17 protein-coding genes are annotated in these 21,199 nt (G+C 62.2%); 13 read left to right on the forward strand and 4 right to left on the reverse strand.

Annotation, left to right across the window (positions count from 1 at the left end; all coding sequences use genetic code 11):
- Positions 1-55: 55 nt before the first annotated feature.
- From NKI47_RS19430 to tssH, 4 genes are all read right to left on the reverse strand, one after another.
- Positions 56-1,153 carry an AI-2E family transporter gene (locus tag NKI47_RS19430; RefSeq protein ID WP_352592742.1) on the reverse strand — a complete coding sequence of 366 codons (1,098 nt, stop codon included), beginning with the start codon at positions 1,151-1,153 and terminating at the stop codon, positions 56-58.
- A 29-nt stretch (positions 1,154-1,182) separates the two neighbouring features.
- Positions 1,183-1,596, reverse strand: coding sequence for a hypothetical protein (locus NKI47_RS19435; protein ID WP_352592745.1), 414 nt, complete (start codon positions 1,594-1,596; stop codon positions 1,183-1,185).
- On the reverse strand, positions 1,574-1,807 hold the full coding sequence (locus NKI47_RS19440) for a type II toxin-antitoxin system VapB family antitoxin (RefSeq protein WP_352592963.1): 234 nt from the start codon (positions 1,805-1,807) through the stop codon (positions 1,574-1,576). Before NKI47_RS19440 ends, NKI47_RS19435 begins: the two co-directional genes overlap by 23 nt.
- A 142-nt stretch (positions 1,808-1,949) precedes the next feature.
- Positions 1,950-4,700, reverse strand: a complete 2,751-nt coding sequence (gene tssH, locus NKI47_RS19445; RefSeq protein ID WP_352592748.1) for a type VI secretion system ATPase TssH — start codon at positions 4,698-4,700, stop codon at positions 1,950-1,952.
- Between the two features lie 338 nt (positions 4,701-5,038).
- On the opposite strand from tssH, the gene tssA reads away from it, so the two are divergent.
- From tssA to tagF, 13 genes are read left to right on the forward strand one after another with little or no spacing between them, the layout of a single operon-like run.
- Complete coding sequence (tssA, locus tag NKI47_RS19450; protein WP_352592751.1) at positions 5,039-6,217, forward strand: type VI secretion system protein TssA; 1,179 nt, start codon at positions 5,039-5,041, stop codon at positions 6,215-6,217.
- Positions 6,218-6,223: 6 nt separating this feature from the next.
- A complete protein-coding gene (gene tssB, locus NKI47_RS19455; protein ID WP_352592754.1) occupies positions 6,224-6,763 on the forward strand; it encodes a type VI secretion system contractile sheath small subunit in 540 nt (179 codons plus the stop codon).
- Positions 6,764-6,765: 2 nt separating this feature from the next.
- Positions 6,766-8,271, forward strand: a complete 1,506-nt coding sequence (gene tssC / locus NKI47_RS19460) for a type VI secretion system contractile sheath large subunit (protein ID WP_352592757.1) — start codon at positions 6,766-6,768, stop codon at positions 8,269-8,271.
- Positions 8,272-8,317: 46 nt separating this feature from the next.
- Positions 8,318-8,779, forward strand: a complete 462-nt coding sequence (locus NKI47_RS19465) for an Hcp family type VI secretion system effector (protein WP_352592760.1) — start codon at positions 8,318-8,320, stop codon at positions 8,777-8,779.
- A complete protein-coding gene (gene tssE / locus NKI47_RS19470; RefSeq protein WP_352592966.1) occupies positions 8,766-9,521 on the forward strand; it encodes a type VI secretion system baseplate subunit TssE in 756 nt (251 codons plus the stop codon). Before NKI47_RS19465 ends, tssE begins: the two co-directional genes overlap by 14 nt.
- Before the next feature lies 1 nt (position 9,522).
- Positions 9,523-11,397, forward strand: a complete 1,875-nt coding sequence (gene tssF / locus NKI47_RS19475) for a type VI secretion system baseplate subunit TssF (protein ID WP_352592763.1) — start codon at positions 9,523-9,525, stop codon at positions 11,395-11,397.
- A complete protein-coding gene (gene tssG / locus NKI47_RS19480; protein WP_352592765.1) occupies positions 11,361-12,422 on the forward strand; it encodes a type VI secretion system baseplate subunit TssG in 1,062 nt (353 codons plus the stop codon). Before tssF ends, tssG begins: the two co-directional genes overlap by 37 nt.
- Positions 12,419-13,897, forward strand: coding sequence for a type VI secretion system-associated FHA domain protein TagH (gene tagH / locus NKI47_RS19485; RefSeq protein WP_352592767.1), 1,479 nt, complete (start codon positions 12,419-12,421; stop codon positions 13,895-13,897). Before tssG ends, tagH begins: the two co-directional genes overlap by 4 nt.
- 3 nt (positions 13,898-13,900) lie before the next feature.
- Positions 13,901-14,356: a type VI secretion system lipoprotein TssJ gene (tssJ, locus tag NKI47_RS19490; RefSeq protein ID WP_352592769.1), complete on the forward strand. Its 456-nt coding sequence runs from the start codon at positions 13,901-13,903 to the stop codon at positions 14,354-14,356.
- A 39-nt stretch (positions 14,357-14,395) separates the two neighbouring features.
- On the forward strand, positions 14,396-15,730 hold the full coding sequence (gene tssK / locus NKI47_RS19495; protein ID WP_352592772.1) for a type VI secretion system baseplate subunit TssK: 1,335 nt from the start codon (positions 14,396-14,398) through the stop codon (positions 15,728-15,730).
- Positions 15,731-15,734: 4 nt separating this feature from the next.
- Positions 15,735-17,057 carry a type IVB secretion system protein IcmH/DotU gene (gene icmH, locus NKI47_RS19500; RefSeq protein WP_352592774.1) on the forward strand — a complete coding sequence of 441 codons (1,323 nt, stop codon included), beginning with the start codon at positions 15,735-15,737 and terminating at the stop codon, positions 17,055-17,057.
- Between the two features lies 1 nt (position 17,058).
- Positions 17,059-20,595: a type VI secretion system membrane subunit TssM gene (tssM, locus tag NKI47_RS19505; RefSeq protein WP_352592777.1), complete on the forward strand. Its 3,537-nt coding sequence runs from the start codon at positions 17,059-17,061 to the stop codon at positions 20,593-20,595.
- On the forward strand, positions 20,577-21,119 hold the full coding sequence (gene tagF / locus NKI47_RS19510; RefSeq protein ID WP_352592780.1) for a type VI secretion system-associated protein TagF: 543 nt from the start codon (positions 20,577-20,579) through the stop codon (positions 21,117-21,119). Before tssM ends, tagF begins: the two co-directional genes overlap by 19 nt.
- Positions 21,120-21,199 lie beyond the last annotated feature (80 nt).

A 21,199-nucleotide genomic window follows, 5' to 3' on the forward strand; every position in this document is an offset into this window, starting at 1 on the left:
GTGCTACCACTCGAAGGCCAGCGCCCTTTCCGCGCGCTTGATCTTGTCTTCGTCTTCAATCCGTCCCGGACTGATGCGGTAGCTCAGCAGGGCGCGCCGGCGTCGCCTTGGGCGGGTCTGTCAATCGATTCTTCAGCACATCAATGAGGCTTACGGTGATGGCGATCACCGCGGGGCCGAGAACAAGGCCGGATGCTCCGAACAAGACAATGCCGCCGACCGAGCCGATAAAGGCCACCACGGTGTGGAGGCGCAACCTGTTCCCGACAAGCATCGGATAGAGCAGATTGTCGATGCCCCCGACAATGACGCCGCCCCAGACGGTCAATATCGCCGCGCTGGCCCAAGCCCCCTCCAGAGCGAGATAGACCGCCGCGGGCACCCAGATCACGAATGCCCCGAGCACAGGCACGATGGCAAGAAGTCCCATGACAAGGCCCCAAAATACCGGCGTGGGCAGACCGAGCCACCAGAACATCAGGCCACCTAATGTTCCCTGGACGGCGGCGACGAACACGGTGCCGAGCAGTGTCGCATGAACGGTCTCTGCAAAGCGGGACAAGATGTGCGCTGTCTCGGGAGCGCGCAGGGGCGAAAGCCCCGCGACGGCTTGCAGGCCGTGTTGGCGATCCCGCAGAAAATAGAACAGCAGATAAAACGTCAGGCCGAACATCGCGACCTGATAGATGGACCCACGCAACAGCGATGTGCTTTGTCCCGTCAGCCATTGTACGAATGCCGCGACCGAACCGGCCGGATCGAATTGGTTCTCAATCCATTGGGCAATGGTCGAAAGCGTGGGATAGTCAGACATGAAGCCGTCTGCGTCCCAACCACGGACGACCTCCTCCAGATAATTGGCTCCGTTTACCGCTTCGCGAACGAGCTGTTGGGCGACGAGTACCAGCGGCAGGCCGACGGCAATCGCAGCAACGCTTACAGATATCAATGCGGCCAGGTTTCGATTCCCGACCCGTCTCTCAACCCATCGATGAGCCGGAGCCAGGATGATTGCCAGGACGAGCGCCCAGGTCAGTGCCGGCAAAAAAGGCCACGCCAGCAGATAGCAGACATATAGACCGATCACCGCCGCTGCGAGTACGCCGAGCAGTCTCAATTGTTTCACGTCGGGTATCTGTTTCAGATCAGGCAACCTTTCGCTGTCTCGCAAGCCCAGCGAGCCTAATTGGTTTCTTGAAAAAAGGGCAGCGTCGGCCGCGGCGCCCTGCGGTGAAGCCGCAAGGAGCGCTTGGCGTGATCACCGAGGCGGGTCAGCTCAAAGGATTGACGATGAAAATCGGCTTTCGCGCTGACGCCGGCGTTGATGAGCGCGCCACCAGGTGCATTGGGAATTTCTCGCCTAGGAGCCACGATCCGGCCGAGATGACGAGGAATATTGCCGGACTGAGGCCCAGCCATGCAAAAGGGAAGAACAGCCCCTGCCCTGCTTACCGGCGTTCCAGAGGCTTCAAACTCTGCACGTATAATGTCTCGGCAAGCCAGAGCAGCTTCTTCAGTCAGAGATGCGGTTTGCGAAACGCCTGCGCCGGTCGGGCAACCTTGCTCCAGCCGTTCAGCGGGCTGATCCGGTCTCATGAATCACTGCTTCAAGATGAATGTCTGTACCAGATTGCGCTGAAAGACGCCGATAGAAGGCCGAAGCAGGCTCACGACCGGCCTCGCGGAGGTCGTAGAATTCGAGCGCGCGCTCGACCACATCCGTAATCGTGCGGTTTTCACGGCGAGCCAGCCGGCGCGCAAGATCACGCGCCTTGCCCCTACGGACTGAGAGCTGTGGATCGGCCATATCGGATCCCTTCGCGGCATTATTTAGACCGACTTCATTTAGACCCACTTCGCTTGCCAGCAAAGATGGCTGGTGTTGGCCTGCTGCCGCACGAGCGATTAACGCCACAGCTGAGGAAGGAGCCGCCATAATATTCGCGCTCCTATTCGAAGGAATAGGTAAACCCTTGGCCTGAGGCGCCAACCGTGACCTTTGTCATCTTTTCACCAGCGAGCGACCGGTTCAGCACGCCGCGGCTCAACTCCGGGAGGAGCGTGTTGGTCAGAATTGCGTCAATCATCCTGCCGCCCGATTCAATTTCCGTGCAGCGGGTCTTGACCAGATCCATGACACCGTCGCCGATTACCAATTCCGCGTCGTTGGTTGCACGCAGCCGGCGAGCAATCCTAGCAAATTGATGACGGGTGATCGCTTCGATCATCGAATCGGAAAGCGGAAAGTAAGGGATGGTCACCACCCGGCCGAGAAAGGCCGCTGGGAAGACCTTCAGCAACGGGCTGCGTAACGCAGTGTCCAGTTCGTCGAGCCCTGCCCGTACCGCGCCATTCCTTGTCCGGTCCATGATGACTTCGGAGCCGACATTCGACGTGAGAAGGATCAGCGTGTTCTTGAAATCGATCCGTCGACCTTCACTGTCGTCCATCATCCCTTTATCGAAGACCTGGAAGAAGATTTCGTGCACGTCCGGATGCGCCTTCTCGACTTCGTCGAGCAGGATCACCGAATAGGGCTTGCGCCGTACCGCCTCGGTGAGAATTCCGCCTTTGCCATAGCCGACATATCCGGGCGGCGCGCCCTTCAAGGTAGAGACCGTATGCGCCTCCTGGAATTCGGACATGTTGATCGAGATCAGGTTCTGCTCTCCGCCGTAAAGCGTTTCGGCCAGTGCCAAAGCGGTTTCGGTCTTGCCGACGCCCGAGGGGCCGCAAAGCAGGAATACACCCACTGGCTTTTCCGGAGCGCCGAGACCGGCGCGGCTGGTCTGCACGCGCTTGGCGATCATCTCCATGGCGTGATCCTGTCCGACAACGCGCTCGGACAGAGTGACCGCGAGCCGCAGCGCCTTCTCCGTCTGACTCGACAGCATCCGCCCCGTCGGGATGCCCGTCCAGTCCTGAACCACGGCCGCCACGGCGTTGCGGTCGGCCGATGGCAGGATCAGCGGTGTTTCGCCTTGCGCCTCGGCCAGTTCGCTCATCAGTTCGCGCAGCCGAGCGAGATCGGCAGCCGGATCGGGAGGCGGAGGACCACCTGCCGCCGGAACCTTCGTCCCGGCATTGGACAGTTCGGTCTCCGGCACCTCCCCGCTCTCTGTCTCCGTGGCGGCCTCCTGCCCTTCCACGGCATCGAGCGGGACGCCGTCGCCGCGGAGCCTGGCACGCAATTCGAGTATCTCGGCCACCAGCGCCTTTTCGCGCTCCCAGCGCTGCTGCGCGGCTGCGAGCGTGCGTTCGGTCTCGGCAAGCCCGGCCTCGACTCGTGCCTGTCGCTCGGCCACTTCGATGCCGATTGCAGCCTCGCGGCCGATAATGCCGCGCTCGACCTCCAGCGCCTGGCGGCGGCGCATGATGTCCTCGACCTCGGCCGGCGTGGCGTGCTGCGATACCGCGACACGCGCGCAGGCTGTGTCGAGAAGGCTGACCGCCTTGTCCGGCAGCTGCCGCGCCGGGATGTAGCGATGTGACAGGCCGACCGCCGCGTCGATCGCCTCATCCAATATCTGAACCTTGTGGTGCTGTTCGAGGACGCCGGCCACGCCGCGCAACATGAGGATGGCTACCGGTTCCGAAGGCTCGTCGATCTTTACCACCTGGAAGCGGCGGGTCAGTGCCGGGTCTTTCTCGATGTGCTGCTTGTATTCCGCCCAGGTCGTGGCCGCTATCGTGCGAAGCTCGCCGCGTGCCAGCGCCGGCTTGAGCAGATTGGCAGCGTCGCCGGTTCCGGCAGCACCACCGGCGCCGATCAGGGTGTGGGCCTCATCGATGAAGAGGATGACCGGCGCTTCAGAGGATTGGACTTCGTCGATTACGGCCTTCAGCCGTTTTTCGAATTCACCCTTTACGCTAGCGCCTGCCTGCATCAATCCGACGTCGAGCATGCGCACGCTCACTCCCTGCAGTGGGGGCGGCACATCGCCTTTGGCGATGCGCAGAGCAAAACCCTCCACGACTGCAGTCTTGCCGACGCCCGCCTCGCCGGTCAGGATCGGATTGTTCTGCCGGCGTCGCATCAATATGTCGACAATCTGCCTGATCTCCGGATCGCGGCCGACGACCGGGTCGATCTTTCCATCGCGGGCGCGCTGGGTCAGGTCGGTGGCGTATTTGGCCAGTGCCGAATCCCCGCCCGGAGCCCGCCGCGGCGCCTCTGTCGCGGTGACCGTTGGCGCAGCGCCGGCTTCGAGTGAGCCCTCCGTGACATCGGCGAAGCGCGCCACGACGGCGTCGGCGTCGATCTTGTCGAACTCGCCGCTGATCTTCGACAGCAGGCCTTCCAGCACCGGTGTCTTCAGGCAAGCAAGCAGAACATGTGCGCTGCGGACCTCCTCCAGTCCGAATTCCAGTGTTGCCAGATTCCAGGCCTCCTGGATGGCGTGGAAGATATGGTCGGAAAACTCTTCGATCGAAGTTGCGCCATAAGGCAGCTTGTCCACCGCGCGCGTCATATCGGCCGCGAGCCGGCTCGCATCCACTCCCGCATCGGCGATCATCATCTGCACATCCGAGCGGTCGGAGAGCACAAGTTGTTCGATGAAGTGGACGAGTTCGACGTAGGGGTTGCCGCGCAGCTTGGCGCTGTCTGCCGCAGCCTTGAAGGCCCGCAAGCCTACAGGATTGAGCTTGCCGACCAGTTCCTTGCGCTTGAAGCTCTGCGATGACCGGCGCTGTTCCATCGAACGTGCTCCTGCATTCTGCAAGTTGATAACCTGCCACATAAGCAGCCGCTTGACAAAGTCGGTGATGAACGAAGGCTTTGGTGCCCGATTTCGCCGGGTCCTGCCATTTGTGAAAGGTCTCGCCTCACCGACTACAAACAACCACGCGACCGGCAGGCCCGATGCGATGGCTTTCAGATGCTGAGTTCGGCAGTTACGCCAGCGATTTCAGCACTCAAGAGTCGGCTAAGTTAGCTTTCGTTAATTTTTCAGCGATCGCTGAATTGTGGTGAGGTGCAGCCGTGTGATAACGTAAGGGCAGGCATGGCCTCAGGGCCAGTCACTGGGGGATCGGTGTGATAGATATCGCACTCTGGCTTGCTCCGCTCGACGGTGAAAATCCGTCCGGCGAAGATTTGCGCAACGATCCGATGTTTCATGAACTGGAGCGCCTGACAGAGCCTCAGGTCAAGGTTGTCCATGATGGCAACAACAAGCCAGTCTCGCAAAGCACCATTCCCGTCGACTGGCCAGCAGTACTCACCAAGGCCGAGGAATTGCGCGCGCGTGGCCGCGACCTGCGCCTGATTGTCATTGTCACACGCGCACTGGCCAACGAGCAGGGACTGGCCGGGTTGGCGCAGGGTCTGACGCTTATTGGGCGGACATTCGACCAGCATTGGGAAACCATGCACCCGTCGCTGCGGCCCAACACGCCGCCTCGCGAAGCGGCCTTGCGCCGCATCAACGCGCTGCTCGACGTTCAAAATGGTCAGGACGGGCTGCTGGCCAACCTGCGGCAAATGACTTTCTTTGCGCCACGCTCGATCGGGCCGATCAGCGGACGCGACCTGGAACAAGCTGCGCTCGACGATCGTGTCATGCTGCAAGAAGCAGCGTCAGGGTTGAATGCGGCCGAAAAAGCAGCGCTTGTCAGTGCGCACGGACAACTGTTGAACCGGGTCCGTGCCGGGTGCGCGGCACAGGCGGACCAAGCCAATGAGGAAATGCATTCGCTCATTACCAATGCGCGGGCAGCGGTCGCGGCACTGGAAGCCGTCGAGACAGCCCTCAACGCTCACCTTGAGGGCAGCGGCGGCACCACTATCCCGGAATTGAAACGGTTCCTGCAGCGTTTGCTAACAATCCTCGAGCGCAACTCGGCTGCCGGCGCGATGGCAAATGGCCCAGTAAACCCGTCCGCTTCGCCTGCAGAACCGGTAATGCCTGCCCGAAACGGTCATGGAGCCGATACTATGGCAAGTGTGGCTAGCTACGCTGACTCGAGCACCGCACTTCCCGACCGGATTACTTCGCGCGACGACGTGGTGAAATGCCTGGACCTCGTGGTCGCCTTTTATGACCGCACCGAACCGTCCAGTCCGATTCCGCACCTCGCCCGCCGTGTACGCCGGATGGTGCATATGGATTTTGTTGAACTGATGGAAGATCTCGCCCCGTCGGGATTGAAGGAATTCCGGCTTCTTGCCGGCGTTCCCGATGCCAAGAAGACGGTCCAGAAGGATGAAAGGTAGCAAGCCATGCCAGCCGAAAGCAAAGCGAAGGTCATCGAACGCAATCGAGCGCCGCGGGTGCAGATCGCCTATGATGTGGAAACCTACGGCAGTCCGACGACAATCGAACTGCCGTTCGTCATGGCCGTGATGGCCGACCTTTCGGGCGCTTCGCAGACCAAGGAAGCGATGAAGTCGGTGCTGGACCGCTCCTTTGTCGAAACCGACGCGAACCGGTTCCCACGTTTCATGGAAGCGCTCGGACCGCGCGTGAAAGCCCGCGTGAAGAATACGCTGCCCCAGGCTGAGGGCGCCGAGCGGGACGAGGAACTGGCGCTTGATCTTACCTTCACCAAGATGGGCGATTTCGCACCAGACAAGATCGCCGAGCAAGTTCCGCAATTGGCCGAAATCCTCAAAATGCGTCGCCAGCTCGAGGAACTTCTCGGCTTCATGGACGGTCGCGTCGACGCCGAAAAGCGCATTGCGCAACTTCTCAATAACGAGCCGCTTCTTGGCAGGATCGCCAGCCAGGCACTGGCCGACGACGATAAGGCAGGGGAATGACCATGGCCGAACAGCAAAAGACTGCCGCCGTCACCGCCGCGGCCGAAGCCATCGACCTTGGCGAATTCAGCGACCTCCTCGAGAAGGATTTCAAGGTCAAGAAAGACGACAGCGAGAAGCTGCAGCAGCTCGTGCGCAATCTCGCGCTTGCGGCGCAATCGCGGTCCGATACCACCACCATCTCGTCCAATGCGATCAAGTCGATCAAGTCGCTGATCGCCGGGATCGACAAGATGCTGTCGGAACAGGTCAATGAGATCCTGCACGCGCCGGAAGTGCGCGAAATCGAGGGCACATGGCGCGGCCTGTGGTATCTCGTCAACAATACCGAGACGGATCAGAAGCTGAAGATCCGGGTGATGAACATTTCCAAGCAGCAGCTGGCCGACACGCTCGAAGATTATGAGGGCCAGATGTGGGATCAGAGCCCGATCTTCAAGAAACTCTATACGGACGAGTATTCGATGCTTGGCGGCGAGCCTATCGGCTGTGTGATTGGCGCCTACGAATTCTCCAACCACCCGCGCGATGTCGGTCTTTTGCGCAACATCTCCGGGATCTGCGCCTCTGCACACACGCCGTTCATCGCAGCTGCCTCGCCGCGCCTGTTCCGTATGGACAGCTGGCAGGAATTGCCGAACCCGCAAGACCTGCAGCAGATCGTCTCAAACCCGGCCTATGCCTCGTGGCAGTCACTGCGCGAGAGCGAAGACGCGCGCTACATCGGCCTGACCATGCCTCGCGTTCTGGCAAGGCTGCCGTATGGGACAGATACCGTTCCGGTGAAGAGCTTCACCTTCGAGGAGGAAGTGCAGGGCGATCACAACAAATATGTCTGGATGAATGCAGCCTTCCCGATGGGCGTGAATATCAACCGCAGCCACAAGCTCTATGGCTGGGGCACGCAGATCCGCGGCGTCGAAAATGGCGGCACGGTCCTCAACCTGCCGGTGCACAGCTTCCCGACCGATGATGGCTCCATAGCGATGAAATGTCCAACGGAGGTCGCCATCGACGACCGGCGCGAGGCGGAGCTGGCCAAGCTCGGCCTGATGCCCATCCTGCATCGAAAGAACACCGATCTCGCCGCCTTCATTGGCGCCCATTCGCTGCAGGACGACGAGACAAGGGCGGGACGGCTGGTCGACCCCGATGCGCAGGCCAACGAGCGGCTGAGCGCCAACCTGCCCTACCTTTTCCCGGTCTCGCGCTTTGCCCACTACCTCAAGGCGATCGCGCGCGACAAGGTCGGTTCGTTCAAGGAGCGCTCCGACATGCAGATCTGGCTGACCGAATGGATCAACCGGTATGTGCTGGCCAACCCGGCCTTTGCCGACGACAAGGCGCGCGCCAAGCGCCCGCTCGCCGCCGCCGAGGTTCAGGTGGACAGCGTGGAAGGGCGCCCCGGCTACTACAATGCCCGCTTCTATCTGCGCCCGCATTATCAGCTGGAGGGTATCAATGCCTCGCTCCGACTGGTTTCGGAACTTCCGTCGGTAAAGACTTGATTTGCAGCAACAACATCTTGGTTTTTGAAAGCGGTGGAGAAAGACAATGCCCACAAATACGAAGATTGATGGCTTTCTGAAGGTTCCGGATATCAAGGGTCCAAGCACTCGAGATGGCCATGAGGATGAAATCGAAATCCATGGCGTCGATTACAAGATGATCGCACCCTATGATCCAAATTCGCTCTCGCGTCGCGGTCGTGTGTCCTTGGGTATGATCAAGTTCACCAAGCACTATGACAAGGCTTCGCCCTACCTGAAAAAGGCGCTGTTCGAAAACAAGGCCCTGGACGAAGTCGTGTTTTCGGCACGGCGGACCATTGATGGCGAGACCAAGGATTACCTGGTCGTCACACTCACCGACGCCTCGATCATGGAATACGACATGTCGCAGGCCGAGGATGAGGAGGACCTGATCGAGGAAGAGGTCAGCTTTGCCTACAAGAAGATAAAGTTCGTCTACGACGACAACGACGAAATCGAAATGGATGTCTATGTCGGCAAGTGAGGCCCGGCGGCCCGGCGCGGACAAGTCGCTGGCTAGCGGCAGTTCGCGAGCAAAGCGCGAAGCAGTCCAGCCCTCTCTATGGGACCGCCTCGTAAACGATCTGCCGGGTATGACTTCCGAGATAGACGGGCTGCGCCAGGCCTTGCAGGACGAGCTTGGCGCGGAGCGGCTGGACAATCTGGTTGCGGCCAGTGCGCGGCTCATCGACGCGGACGCGGAGTTGACGGCCGACCAGAAGCGGCGTCTGCATCGCCTGGCCTTTCAGAGCCAGCACCGCGCTGAAATCGAAAGCCGCGGCGTGGTGGTGTCGGCTCGTGTGCTCAAGGAAGCCGTGCGGCGCGATGTCGAGGCTTTGTTCAACACAGAGCGCTTCGAGGCCGTTCCGCTTCTTTCCGATCTTGAAAGCGAACAGGCCGCGGACAACCCGCCGTCGCTCGCCGATTTTCCGGAGGTGCGTCGCAGCGTCGTCAATTACGGCGTGCCTTCCTTCTCGGGCCGTTCTTCCCGCGACTTTGATCGCGAGGCCCTTGCGCGCGAGATCCGCTCGGTGCTTGCCACCTTCGAGCCGCGTCTCAAGGACAGTGCAACAAAAGTTACGGTAACCCTTGGCGACAAAACCGTGGGCCTGAAGATCGAGATAGATGCGGTGTTGATCATGACGCCGACGCCCGAACGCATGCGCCTGCGCACCACGATCAATCTCGATAACGGCTTGGCTCGGACCGAATTTAGGGAAGCCTGAGATGGACCGGGTCTTCGTAGAATATTACGAGGAGGAACTGACCCATATCCGTGCGCTCGCGGCAGAATTTGCCGACATGCATCCGGCGGTGGCGCGCAACCTTTCACTCGATACGGTCCCCTGTCCGGACCCCTACGTCGAGCGGCTGCTTGACGGCGTTGCTTTCTTGGCCGCGCGGACCCGGCTCAAGGTCGATGCGGAACGCTCGCGTTTCTCGCGCGCCGTCCTTGATGTTCTCTATCCCGATCTTGTCACGCCGGCGCCGGCAACGGCCATGGTGGTGCTCAAACCCGGCCAGCAGGTCCAGACAATGATTGGGGGTCATGTCGTCAAGCGCAATACGCGTCTGGTTTCCAGCCTCCAGCCTGGCCTGTCGACGCGTTCCACGTTCACCACCGCCCAGGACATGACGCTGTGGCCGATTGCGATCACGTCGGTCGGCTATTTTCAGGATCGCAGCGCCTTGGCGGCAGCCGGCATCACGCGGATCGGCGGTGTGGATGGCGAGGCGGCGCTTCGCATCACGCTGGCTCGTACCGGAAAAGGCAAGCTCGACGAACTGTCGCTCGACCGGCTTGATCTCTATTTTGCCGCGCGCACCAAGGCACCACTGCTTTTCGACGCGATTTTCGGCGCCTGCTCGGCCGTTGGTACACGACCGGAAGGCAAGGCCAACCCGATATCGGCGTTGCCGGTACCTGAAATGGTCGGCATCAGCGATGACGAGGCGCTGATGCCTCGTACACGTCCGACGTTCGAAGGATACCGTCTTCTGCGCGAATACTTCATGATGCCGGAGCGCTTTCACTATGCTCGGATTTCGGGGTTGCAGCCCATTGTGCGCAGATGCACAGCCGAGCTCGAGATCATCTTCATCTTCAGGCGTCCGGTGCCTGAACTTGCCGATCTGACGGCGGCCGATTTTGAACTTTTCGCAACGCCGATCATCAATCTGTTCGAGCGTGAGTGCAACGTCGTCGAGCTCGATCCGCGCAAGACGCGGCAGGTGCTGCATGCCGACCGCACGCGAGCGCGGGACTTCGAAATCTATCGGGTTATCCGCGTCGAGGACGCCGACAGTGAGGGGAGCGACGCCGCAATCCCGGAGCTCTTCAGCCTGGGACAGAACCGCGGCAGCGGTTGGGTTTATTCCACCGAACGGCGCCCACGCCGCCCGACGGAGGAGGAACGGCGCGACGGCCTCACCCGCACTTCATACACGGGCGACGACGTTTTCCTGGCGATTTCACGCCCCGCGGAAAGTCCGCCGAACCGGCCGCTGAAGCGCGTCGACATCGTGGCGCTCTGCACCAACCGCGATCTGCCGATCCTTGACGACAACCCTACCTTGACGCTGGAAGCCGGCGATCCGGTCGAAACAATCCGGCTTCTCGGCGCATTGCGCCCGCCTCGCCCAGCCATCCCCGCAGCGTTGCCGTCGGGCGCGGCGGGTGAATCGCGAGCCGACAATCTCGCCTGGCGGCTTGTATCGCAACTCGCGCTCAACTTCTTAAGCCTTGCAAAGGAAGGTCGCGGCGTCGATCCGCTGCATGCGCTGCTTGAGCTATACGCCGACAGGGGAGACCCGAGCCTCGCCCGCAATGTGCACTCGATCGTGCGCATCGATTCCCGGTCGGTCATCGAACGACTGCAGATCGATGGGCCGATGTGCTTCGGACGAGGCACGGAGGTGACATTGCATGTCGATCAATCGGTCCTGGCGGGGCAGAGCACCTTGCTGCTTTCGGCCCTGCTGGCACGGCTGTTTGCCCGTCATGCCGGAATAAACGGCTTTGTGCGAACCCGCACATGGCTGCTGCAGAAGCAGGAGGATGTGCCATGGCCGATGACGCCCGGCAATCGCTACCTGATCTAAATAAGCCTGGTCGGTCCGAAGAGCTGTCGGATGCGTTCGACTTCTTCGAGCTGTTGCGCCGGCTCGAACGGAGAGGCGGGCTGTTCGGCTATTCCGGCCCGCCGGAGCGCGAACCCTCGCGGCTCGGGCAGCATGTCCGTCTCAGCTTTTCCGCCAAGGACTTGGCAGAATTCCGCGAAGCGACTGACCAAGCGCCCGCTCGGGTTACGGTCGCAAACATTGGTCTGATGGGACCTGAAGGTCCGATGCCCCTGCATTTGACGCGCTGGGTGCTCGATCGCCTGTCGCAACGCTGGTTCACCGGCGCCGATGCGCAGCAGACCAGCGACACGACGTTCATCGACTTCGTCAACATTCTTCAGAACCGCATGATTGCGCTGTATTATAGGGCGTGGGCGGATGCGCATCCGGCGGTTCAGGTCGAGCGCGCGGTCGGTGGGCGCGTTCGCGCCATGCTTGAAGCCATGGCGGGAATAGGGCTTCCCGGCACCCAGAACGCCGATCTGGATGCCGTGAAGCTGCGCCAGGCCGCTTCGCTTGCCAATCAGGTCGACGGCCCTGAGCGGCTGACGCTATTTCTGGCAGAGGCGTTCAAGGTGCCGGTCCAGATCAGGGAGTTCATCGCTGCCTGGATAACCATACCAGCCGCGCTTCAGACCCGCCTTGGCAAAGCCTACGCGGGGCTTGGTCGGGGAGCGACGATCGGTCCGCGCGTCTTCAACCGTCAAAGCAGGCTCGAGCTCCGCGTCGGCCCACTGGGCTATGAGGACTTCAAGGCGTTCCTGCCGGGCGGTCAACGCCTCAAATTGTTGAAGCAAGCCGTTGGCGACATGGTTGGCGAATCGCTCGACGTCGATCTGCGCATCGTGCTGGCGCGCGATGCCGTTCCGCCGCCGCGTATTGGAGCCGTGCAACTCGCCCGGACCGCGTGGCTTGCGCGGCCCGCTGAAAGGGGCGATGCTGACGACATGCGGCTGCGGACATTAGTCGGCTGGCGGCAGGAAGGGGCGGAGGTCGCGGCATGAGTCTGCTGCTGACGCTGGAGCAAGGGCCACGCACCCAGGCGGTACGGCAGGCCCGGCTTGACGAGGGGGAACTGGTGATCGGCCGCAGCGCGGACGCCGGCTGGCAGATCGACGATCCCGACATGTTCGTTTCACGCGCCCATTGCAGGATCACTGGTGGGCGCGACGGATATTTCGTCACCGATACCTCGAGCAGCGGATTGTTCATAGACGACTCCGACAGGCCGCTCGGTGCCGGCAAGTCGACGCGCCTTCGCAATGGAATGCGGCTGAGACTGGGCGACTACATCGTGTATGTCGATCTGCAGACGTCGAGCCCTCAAGCCACATCTGCAGCAGCCGCAGCGTCAGTTCCGGAGCGCTCGCGGCCGGCGTCTCGGGCACCGGTCAGCATCGGCCGGGACGATTTCTTTTCAGCCGCCATGGAAGAAGAGCCGCAGCGGCCACGTCCAGCCGAGCTGCCTAACCCGTTCGAGCAGCCGATCCCGGGTGCGTTTGAACGCGCCAATTCCAGACAGCGAAGCTCGCCTGCTTTCGACGACCCGTTCAGCCTCGATCCGGTTTCAACGCCCCTGTCAAAAAGCGCCGACGCCTACCTGGAACCAGACAGCACCCCCAGCCACGCGGACCCATTCGGCCTCGACCCTATGTCGTCCCCTAAAGGCGCAACGGAGCCCGCGACGGCAAAGCTGCCGGAATTCAATGACGACTTCGGTTTTGGTCCAGCCGCGGCGCCCAGCCCGGGAAGAGATGCGGGCTCGACCGGTCAGCGCGAGCGCGACGCCCACCCACTGCAATCGGGCAATCCCTTGGAAGTGCCCGTGGGAGCGGCAAATGCCCATCCCCCAATGCGGGCAGGCGCAGCCGCCAGCCCCGCCCGCCAGCCGCCTGCGAGGCAGCACGCCGACATGGCGCTTCGCACCGCATTCCTGCGCGGCATGGGCGTCGCGGAAGCCGATTTTCCCGGGCGCGACGCCGTCGCTGAGATGGAAAAGTTCGGCCGCGAATACCGGCTTATGATGGAAGGACTGATGCAGCTGCTGCGCAAGCGTGCCGAAGAAAAGGGAAATGCTCGCGTTGCCCAGACAATGGTCGGAGCCTCCGAGGTCAATCCACTCAAGTTTCTGCCGACCGTCGACGACGCTATCGTGACGCTTATCGCCGAACGCAGCCCCGGATTTCTGGCCGGCGAAGCGGCTATCGCGGATGCGGTTCGCGATCTGGCACAGCATCACGTGCGCGCCTGGCGCGGCGTGCAGGCCGCCTTGCGGCGGATGGTCGACCGTTTTGAGCCGGCAGCCATCGAAGAAGAGCTGAAATCGAGTTCCGCGATCGGCACGCTGTTGTCGGGCGGGCGCGGCGCCAAGCTGTGGGAGCTGTACCAGAAACGCCATCGTGAAATCGCCGAGAGCGCGGAAAAGAGCTTTCTCGGCGAAATCGGCGCCGATTTTCGGGATGCATATGAGGAGGAGTAACACATGATGGATCGACGGGAATTTATCGTTGCCTTGGGTGCGACCGGGCTGCTTACGGCCTGTCAAAGCGCCGGGCCGCCAAAACCGTCGGTCATCACCGTGAAACTGACAGGGGCGGGCGGCATGAACCCTGGACCAGGCGGCGGCGACCGGCCAGTGACGGTGCTGGTCATGCGGCTGCGCAGCACCGGTAAGTTCAACTCCGCCGACTACTTTGCCTTGCAGGGGGATGCCGGCTCGGCACTGGCGGGTGATCTCATCGGATCCGACCAGATTGCCGTCGGGCCTGGAAAAACCGCGACCAAGACCATTACGGTTGAACCGGATGCGGCGGCCCTGGGCTTCGTTGCGCTCATCCGTGAGCCTGGCGGGCGAAACTGGCGGACGACCAAATCGGTTTCGCCCGGATCAAACTTTACGATCAATGTCACACTCGGCAGCGGCGGCATTTCCGCCTGACGGCCAAGGCAAGGGGAGCTCGACTGAGAGAGTAGCCGGATGAGCGATGCAAACAGGGTGCTGTGGTCCGAGGGCCTTTTCCTGCGGACCCAGCATTTCCAGCAGCAGGATCGTTTCTTCGAAGGGACGGTGCGCGGCGCGTTGCGGGCCGGCCAGCTGCATACGTTCGGCTTTCAGCAATTGACCCTGGATAAGGCATTGCTCGATGCCGGCCAGATCTCGATACTGTCTGCACGAGGCATTTTCCCGGACGGAACCCCCTTCTCCATTCCGGATCTGATGGACCAGCCGCGTCCGCTGCCGGTCACCCTGGATACAGGCGCCGGCCCGGTGCTGGTCGCCTTGCCGCTCGAGCCGGCCGGCGGCGTTGGCTTCGATCCGGCGCATGCGCCGCCCAGCGGTGCGCGCTATCATGGACGGATCGTTTCGGTGCGCGATGCCGTCCAGGGCGGTTCAGACCCCGAAGAAATCGAAATCGCCCGGCCGCAATCGCTGTTGCTTGCACCCGGCAAATCGGTCGGCGGCTATACCGCCCTGCCAATAGCCGACATCAAGGCGGTTCGTGCCGATGGCGGCGTTTCGCTGGACGAGACGTTCCTGCCACCGGCATTGGTTACCGGTGCAGTGGCCTGGTACCGGCAACTGCTTCTGGAAGTCGTCACAGGCCTCGACCAGATCGCCGAGGCGCATGGCAAGATGGTCATGGGCGGGCCAGGGCGCAGCGTCGAAGACCTGTTGATGCTCAACCTCGCCAACGCGGCGCGTCCGCGACTGGCCCATATGCTGGCGCAGGATGTTTTCCATCCGGCCGAACTTTACCTCGAACTGGCCGGGCTTGCCGGCTCGATGGCGACCTACGGCTCGAGCGCGCGGCGACTGGGCGAGCTGCCGGCTTACGATCACATGGCGCCCGGCCCACCGTTTTCGGCGCTGGCGGATGCATTGCGCTCACTGATCCTGAGCCTGCGTTACATCGAGCCGAAATCGCGTGCGCTGCCCGTCATGCGCCATTCGACCAATGTTTGGAAAATCCGCATCGACAATCCGAAGCTGCTGGTGGCCAGCCGGATCGTCATCCGGGTCGGTTCGGAACTGTCGGAGGACGCGCTACGCAAGATATTCGTCAACCAGGCGACCGTGGGCTCGGCCGATGAGTTCGAGGGCCTGTGGAAGTCCCGCCTGCCCGGCATCCCGCTGAAACCGCTTCATTCGCAACCGCGCGAGATTCCTTACGACGGCGATCGGCTGTGCCTTGAGCTCGACCAGAAAAGCGAGCACTGGGCATCGCTGCTCGGTGCCCCAGGCTTCGTTATTGGCGTTTCGGGTGTACTGCCGAGCGAACCGCAGGTGGACTGCTATTCGGTGAACAGGTGAAACCATGAGCCGGGATGATCCTTTCGGACTGTCGGAGGATCGCGAACGCACTCGCATCAGGCTGACCGGCACGCCGATGCCGCGACCGATGGCGGCATCCTTGCCGGGCGGGCCGGTTAAACGCTCGCGCACCCACCCGAACGGCCTTGTCAACGCCTTTGCGCCCCTGCTCGAGTTTGCGCCTGAGCTTGAAAGCGCGCTGCCACCAGAGATTCCGGAAGTGTTACGCACACGGCTGCTCGAAGAACTGGTTCGGGCACGCGACACGGCAATGGCGGCGGGGTCATCGATGGAGCGGGCCGATCAGGCAGCATGGGTGGTGGCGGCCTTGCTCGACGATCTGGCCCTGAACACGCCCTGGGGCGGGGCCAGCGCATGGCCGCGTCAGCCGCTTGTGGTCATGTTGCGCGGCGACGTCGACGCCGGCACGCAGTTCTTCACACGGCTCGACGAACTGGAACGCCATCCGAACCGCGATCGCGAATTGCTGGAACTTCAGTATGACTGCCTGGCACTCGGTTTTCGCGGCAAGTATCGCGTGCCCGGCCGGTCGGGCGATCGCTCGCTCAATGCCGTTCGTGTGGCCGCGGCACGTTTCCTGCGCGATGCCGACGCCGAGAATGGACCGCTGTCGCCGAACTGGAAAGGCGTCATCGCATCCGACGAGCCGCAGCGCTTCATCGTTCCGATCTGGGTGATGGCCTTGGCCGCGGCGGTCATCGCCACCGCGACCTATGTCGGGCTCTCGATGGGACTAAGCAGCCAGGCGGTGGAGCTTTCAGCGCTGGTCCGCGCCTTGCCGCCGCCGACCCGTGGCGACATCAGCCGCGTGTCGCCAACGGTCGATGTTCCGCCGCCGGAGAGTGTGGATTTTGCGCTGCTGCCCGAATTTGAGGCCGGGGCGCCGGGCAATCTCAGATCGGCTCTCAGCGGCACGGAGAGCGTTTCACTGGCCAAGCTGGTCATCCAGGCCTCCAACCCCGAACTGTTCCAGTCGTCGCGGCCAACACTGACGGAAGGATTCGAGCCGCTGATCGGCTCGATCGCCAAGGTGATCCTCGCCAATCGTGACCTGATCGGCAACATCACTGTGGTCGGACATACGGACAGCGTTCCTCTGCAAAGAACCAATCCGCTGTCGACCAACCAGCGACTGTCAGAGGCTCGCGCCCAGACCATTGCCGACATGCTGGTACAAAACGGAGTGCCGCAGGAACGCGTCCATTCCGAGGGCCGGGCAGCCACGGATCCAGTGGCCGACGACGGCACGCGCGAGGGCCGGGCCCTAAACCGGCGCGTTGAGGTGCTGGTCGAAAAGAGGCTGTGAGATGTTCATCCTGCGCTTCCTCTGGGCGGTCCTGACATCGCGCTGGCTGTGGACACTGATTGGCATCACGCTGCTTTCCTTGGTGATCTGGGTATTCGGGCCGATCGTCAGGGTCGGAGCCTACGACCCTTTCGCCTCGGACAATGTGCGCATCGTCATCATCGCGCTGCTGGTCATCTTCTGGCTGGTTTGGCTGATCGCTGCCCAGCGTCGCGCGATCCGTGCCAACCGGATGTTCGTCGCCGAAATCGCCGCGCCAGCGGTAGAGAAGCCACTCAGCCCCGGCGAAGAGAATGTCGCAGCCGTCGGTGCCAAGTTCGCCGAGGTCATGGCCGAGTTGAAGCGCCGCAAACTGGGCGGTCGCAAGTTCCTGCGCGAGATGCCCTGGTACGTTATCGTCGGGCCGCCGGCCACCGGCAAGACCACAGCCTTGCGCCAGTCGGGGTTGAATTTTCCGATCGACCTGACCGACGACCTGCAAGGGGTCGGCGGGACGCGCAATTGCGACTGGTTCTTTTCGGAGAGCGCCGTTCTGATCGACACTGCGGGCCGCTATGTCCAACAGGAGAGCCAACCCGATGTCGACGCGGAGGAGTGGCTGGGCTTCCTCGACCTTTTGAAGAAGCACCGGGGCCGTCGCGCGCTCAACGGTGTGATCGTCGCGCTTTCGATCGATGTGCTTTCGGAGGGCGACGACGCCATCAAGGCGCATGGCCGCAAGATCCGCCGTCGGCTGGCCGAGCTCAACGATCGCCTCGAAATCCGCCTTCCGGTCTATCTGATGCTGACCAAAGCCGACCTGATCAAGGGGTTCGAGGCATTCTTCGGCGGTTTGTCGACGGCTGCGCGCGAGCAGGTCTGGGGGACCACGTTCGCACTCGATGCGCATGTCGATGCAAAGACCATCGAGCGGGAAATCGCGACGTTAGCAACCGAGCTCGAGCGACGGCTGGTGCCCCGGCTGGAGGACGAAGACAAGCTTGCTGCCCGCGCCGAAATCTTCAGGTTTCCCGCCCAACTCGCCAGCCTGTCCGAGCCGATCCAGGTACTGATCGAGGCGATGTTTGGCGAAAGCCGGTATGAGGAGGCCGCCTGGCTGCGTGGCCTTTATCTGACGTCGGCGACCCAGGAAGGGGCGCCCATCGACCGGCTGACCGCGGCGCTGTCTGCCTCCTTCGGTCTTCCGCCGCGCCGGGCGTTGGCCGCGCCGCGTGTCGAAAAACGCAGCTTCTTCCTAAAGAATCTGCTTACCGAAGTCATCTTCAAGGAAGCGGGCCTCGGCACCTTCGATCCGCTGGCGCAACGCCGCCGCGCCTGGATCTGGCGTGGCGCGGCCGCCGCATGTGCCGCAGCCGCCCTGCTGGTCAGCGGCCTATTCACCTGGTCCTACTACGACAACCGCAACGCGATCACGGCCCAGGCAAGCCAGTTCGAGGCGCTGCAAACGCCACTGACCTCGGCCGCGGCAAACCCGGCATCGGTAGAACAGCCTGCCATCGATGTCGCCCTCGGTGCGATGGATGAGGTCGCAAATGCCCGCACCCCGCCGCCTGGCGCAGCACAGGATTTGCTGGGGCCATCAGCCTCGGCGGAACTGGTGCGGGCACAGACCGACACTTACGACCATGCTTTGCGTAACGTTCTCGAGCCGCACATGGTGGCGCTGCTCGAAGCGACGATGTGGCGGCAGATCCGCGATCCGGACTTCATGCTTGGCGCGCTGAAGACCTATCGCATGATGACCGGCCTTTCTCAGATGGATCCGGACTTCGCCCAGGGCTGGTGGGTGAACAGTCTGCCCGAATTCGCCGCGGCTGCCCCCTTTCCGACAGCTGACGCCGAAGAGCACCAGCTTGCCGCGATCCGTCGCATGGCGGTTGACGCCAGTTATATCGCCCCGGACCAGGCACTGGTTGCAGAGGCCCTGAAAACCGTCTGCACGATTTCCTTGCCGGCGCGTGCCTACAAGCAGCTGCTGGCCGACCCGGCGGTGGCTGCGCTCAAGGAATGGATTCCTGCCAACTTCGCCGGCCCCAACGGCGCCAAGGTCTTTGCGCGGCGTTCCGACAAGACGCTTCGGGTCGGCATTTCGGGAGCGTTTACCTATGCCGGCTTCCATGACGCCATTCTCGACCGGGTCGAGGATGTCGCCGCCCAGGCAGCACTTGACCGGGCGGTGTTCGCCGGCGGTTGCTCGGAAAATTCCGAAACCTCGGTGTCAGCGCTGTCAGAAGATATTCTGAAGCTTTATTACGACGACTACATCGCGCAATGGGACAGCTTCCTGCGCGACATGAGGCTTGCGCCATTGACCGATCTCAACGTCGCCAGTGAGAACCTCAAGGATCTTTCAAGTGCCGACTCCGCGCTGAAGCGCCTGGTCACCGCGGTGGTCCAGGAGACCGAGCTTACGCGATCCGATGAAGCGCCGGGAAACGACAAGGCAGCGGCGGCAGGTGGCTCGAAACTGCTTGGCAAGCTGGGCAAGCTTGGCAAGATCGTAAAAACCGGAGCAAAGCTTTTGCCGCGCGCCGGCTCCGCCGACGAGGTGGATCTTACCGGCAGTCTGGTGGCCGAGCATTTCAAGCCGCTCAAGGGTGCCATCGCCGAGGTCGACGGCCAGCCGCCGGCGCTCGACGCCGCCATTGTCGCGCTCACCGCACTGTCCAACGTGCTGCAGACGGTGACGGCCAATCCCGATCCTCAGGACGCCATCAAGAAGCAGGGCGGCCTCGCCGAACTGACTGGAGCGGTTGCCAGGCAGGCGCAGATCCTGCCCGACCCAATCGATGATTGGTTGGGCGGTATTGCCGGCGATACCAGCGGCCTGACGCAGAAGGCGGTCACCTCGGAGCTCAATGCCATCTGGCGAGCCGATATCCTGCCGTTCTGCCAGGCAGCACTCAACAACCGCTATCCTTTCAGCCCTGACAGCGCCGTCGACGTCAATGTCCGCGACTTCGCCCGTCTGTTCGGACCGGCAGGGCTGATCGACACCTTCATCAACGACCATCTGATCAGCTATGTCGACACGTCAGCGCAGCCATGGGAATGGCGCGCCGATTTCGGCCTCGACCCGTCGGCACTGGCCGCGTTCGAACAGGCAAGGCGGATCCGCGATGATCTCTTTCCCGGTGGTACAGGCCCGCTGATGAGCTTCACACTCGAGCCGAAGGATTTGTCGCCCAACGTCGCGCGCGTGACGCTCAATCTGGATGGCCAGAACCTCGTCTATTATAACAACGCAACGAGGCCGCAGCCGATGACGTGGCCCGGCAAGGACGGCACGGGCGTCATCTCGCTTGCCTTCCAGCCGATCGATGGCTCGCCCGAGATCTTGCTCAACGAGACCGGCAGCTGGGCGTGGCTGAGAATGTTGCGCAGCGGTCGCTTCACCGGCACCTCGCTGTCGGACGTCTACAGCCTGCGTCTGGGCACCAAAGGCATGTACGCCGATTTCCAACTCAAGGCCGCCAGCGTCGAAAACCCTTACAACCTGCAAATGTTCAAGAAATTCTCATGTCCGCCGCAGATATGATCCTGCCCGGCTTCTACGGCAAAATGCCCGCCACCGGCGATTTCGTCACGCGGCGATTGCCGGGGGATTTTGTTCGCGTCTGGGACCGCTGGCTGGCGCAGCATGTCGTGCCGCTGATCGGCTCGGAATCTTGGCCGCGCAGCACCGCGCTGCGCTTCCTGGCCGGCCCGGCTTCCTTCGGCGCATCGGCAGGCATCATCTTGCAGAGCGCCGACCGGGTAGGCAGGCAGTTTCCGCTGACTGTCGTCGCGCAGCTTCCTGACGCGTCCATTCAGTTGGCTCGCGCCGATGCGTGGTTTTCCAAGATCGAAGAGGCTGCCATCGGCGCCCAGCACGGCGAGTTGACGCCTGACGAACTGGATATCGCTTTGGCCGTACTGCCGGTGCCGCCGGTCGAGCCGGGCGAAGAGGTCATCAGCGATATGGTGATGTGGACGGCGCACTCCGACGTTTTCGATATCGATCCGCAATCTCCGCAAGCGATGCTGGAGCAAATCCTTGCCGCCAGCTGGGAGACCAGCTGATGCAGGCGAATTTGACGACATCTAATAGCTGGTACGGACGCGGAGGCCGCGTCGGCAAGTTATTTCCAAGACAGTTGAAG

The organism is Mesorhizobium sp. M0633, assembly GCF_040320645.1.
Lineage (GTDB): Bacteria > Pseudomonadota > Alphaproteobacteria > Rhizobiales > Rhizobiaceae > Mesorhizobium.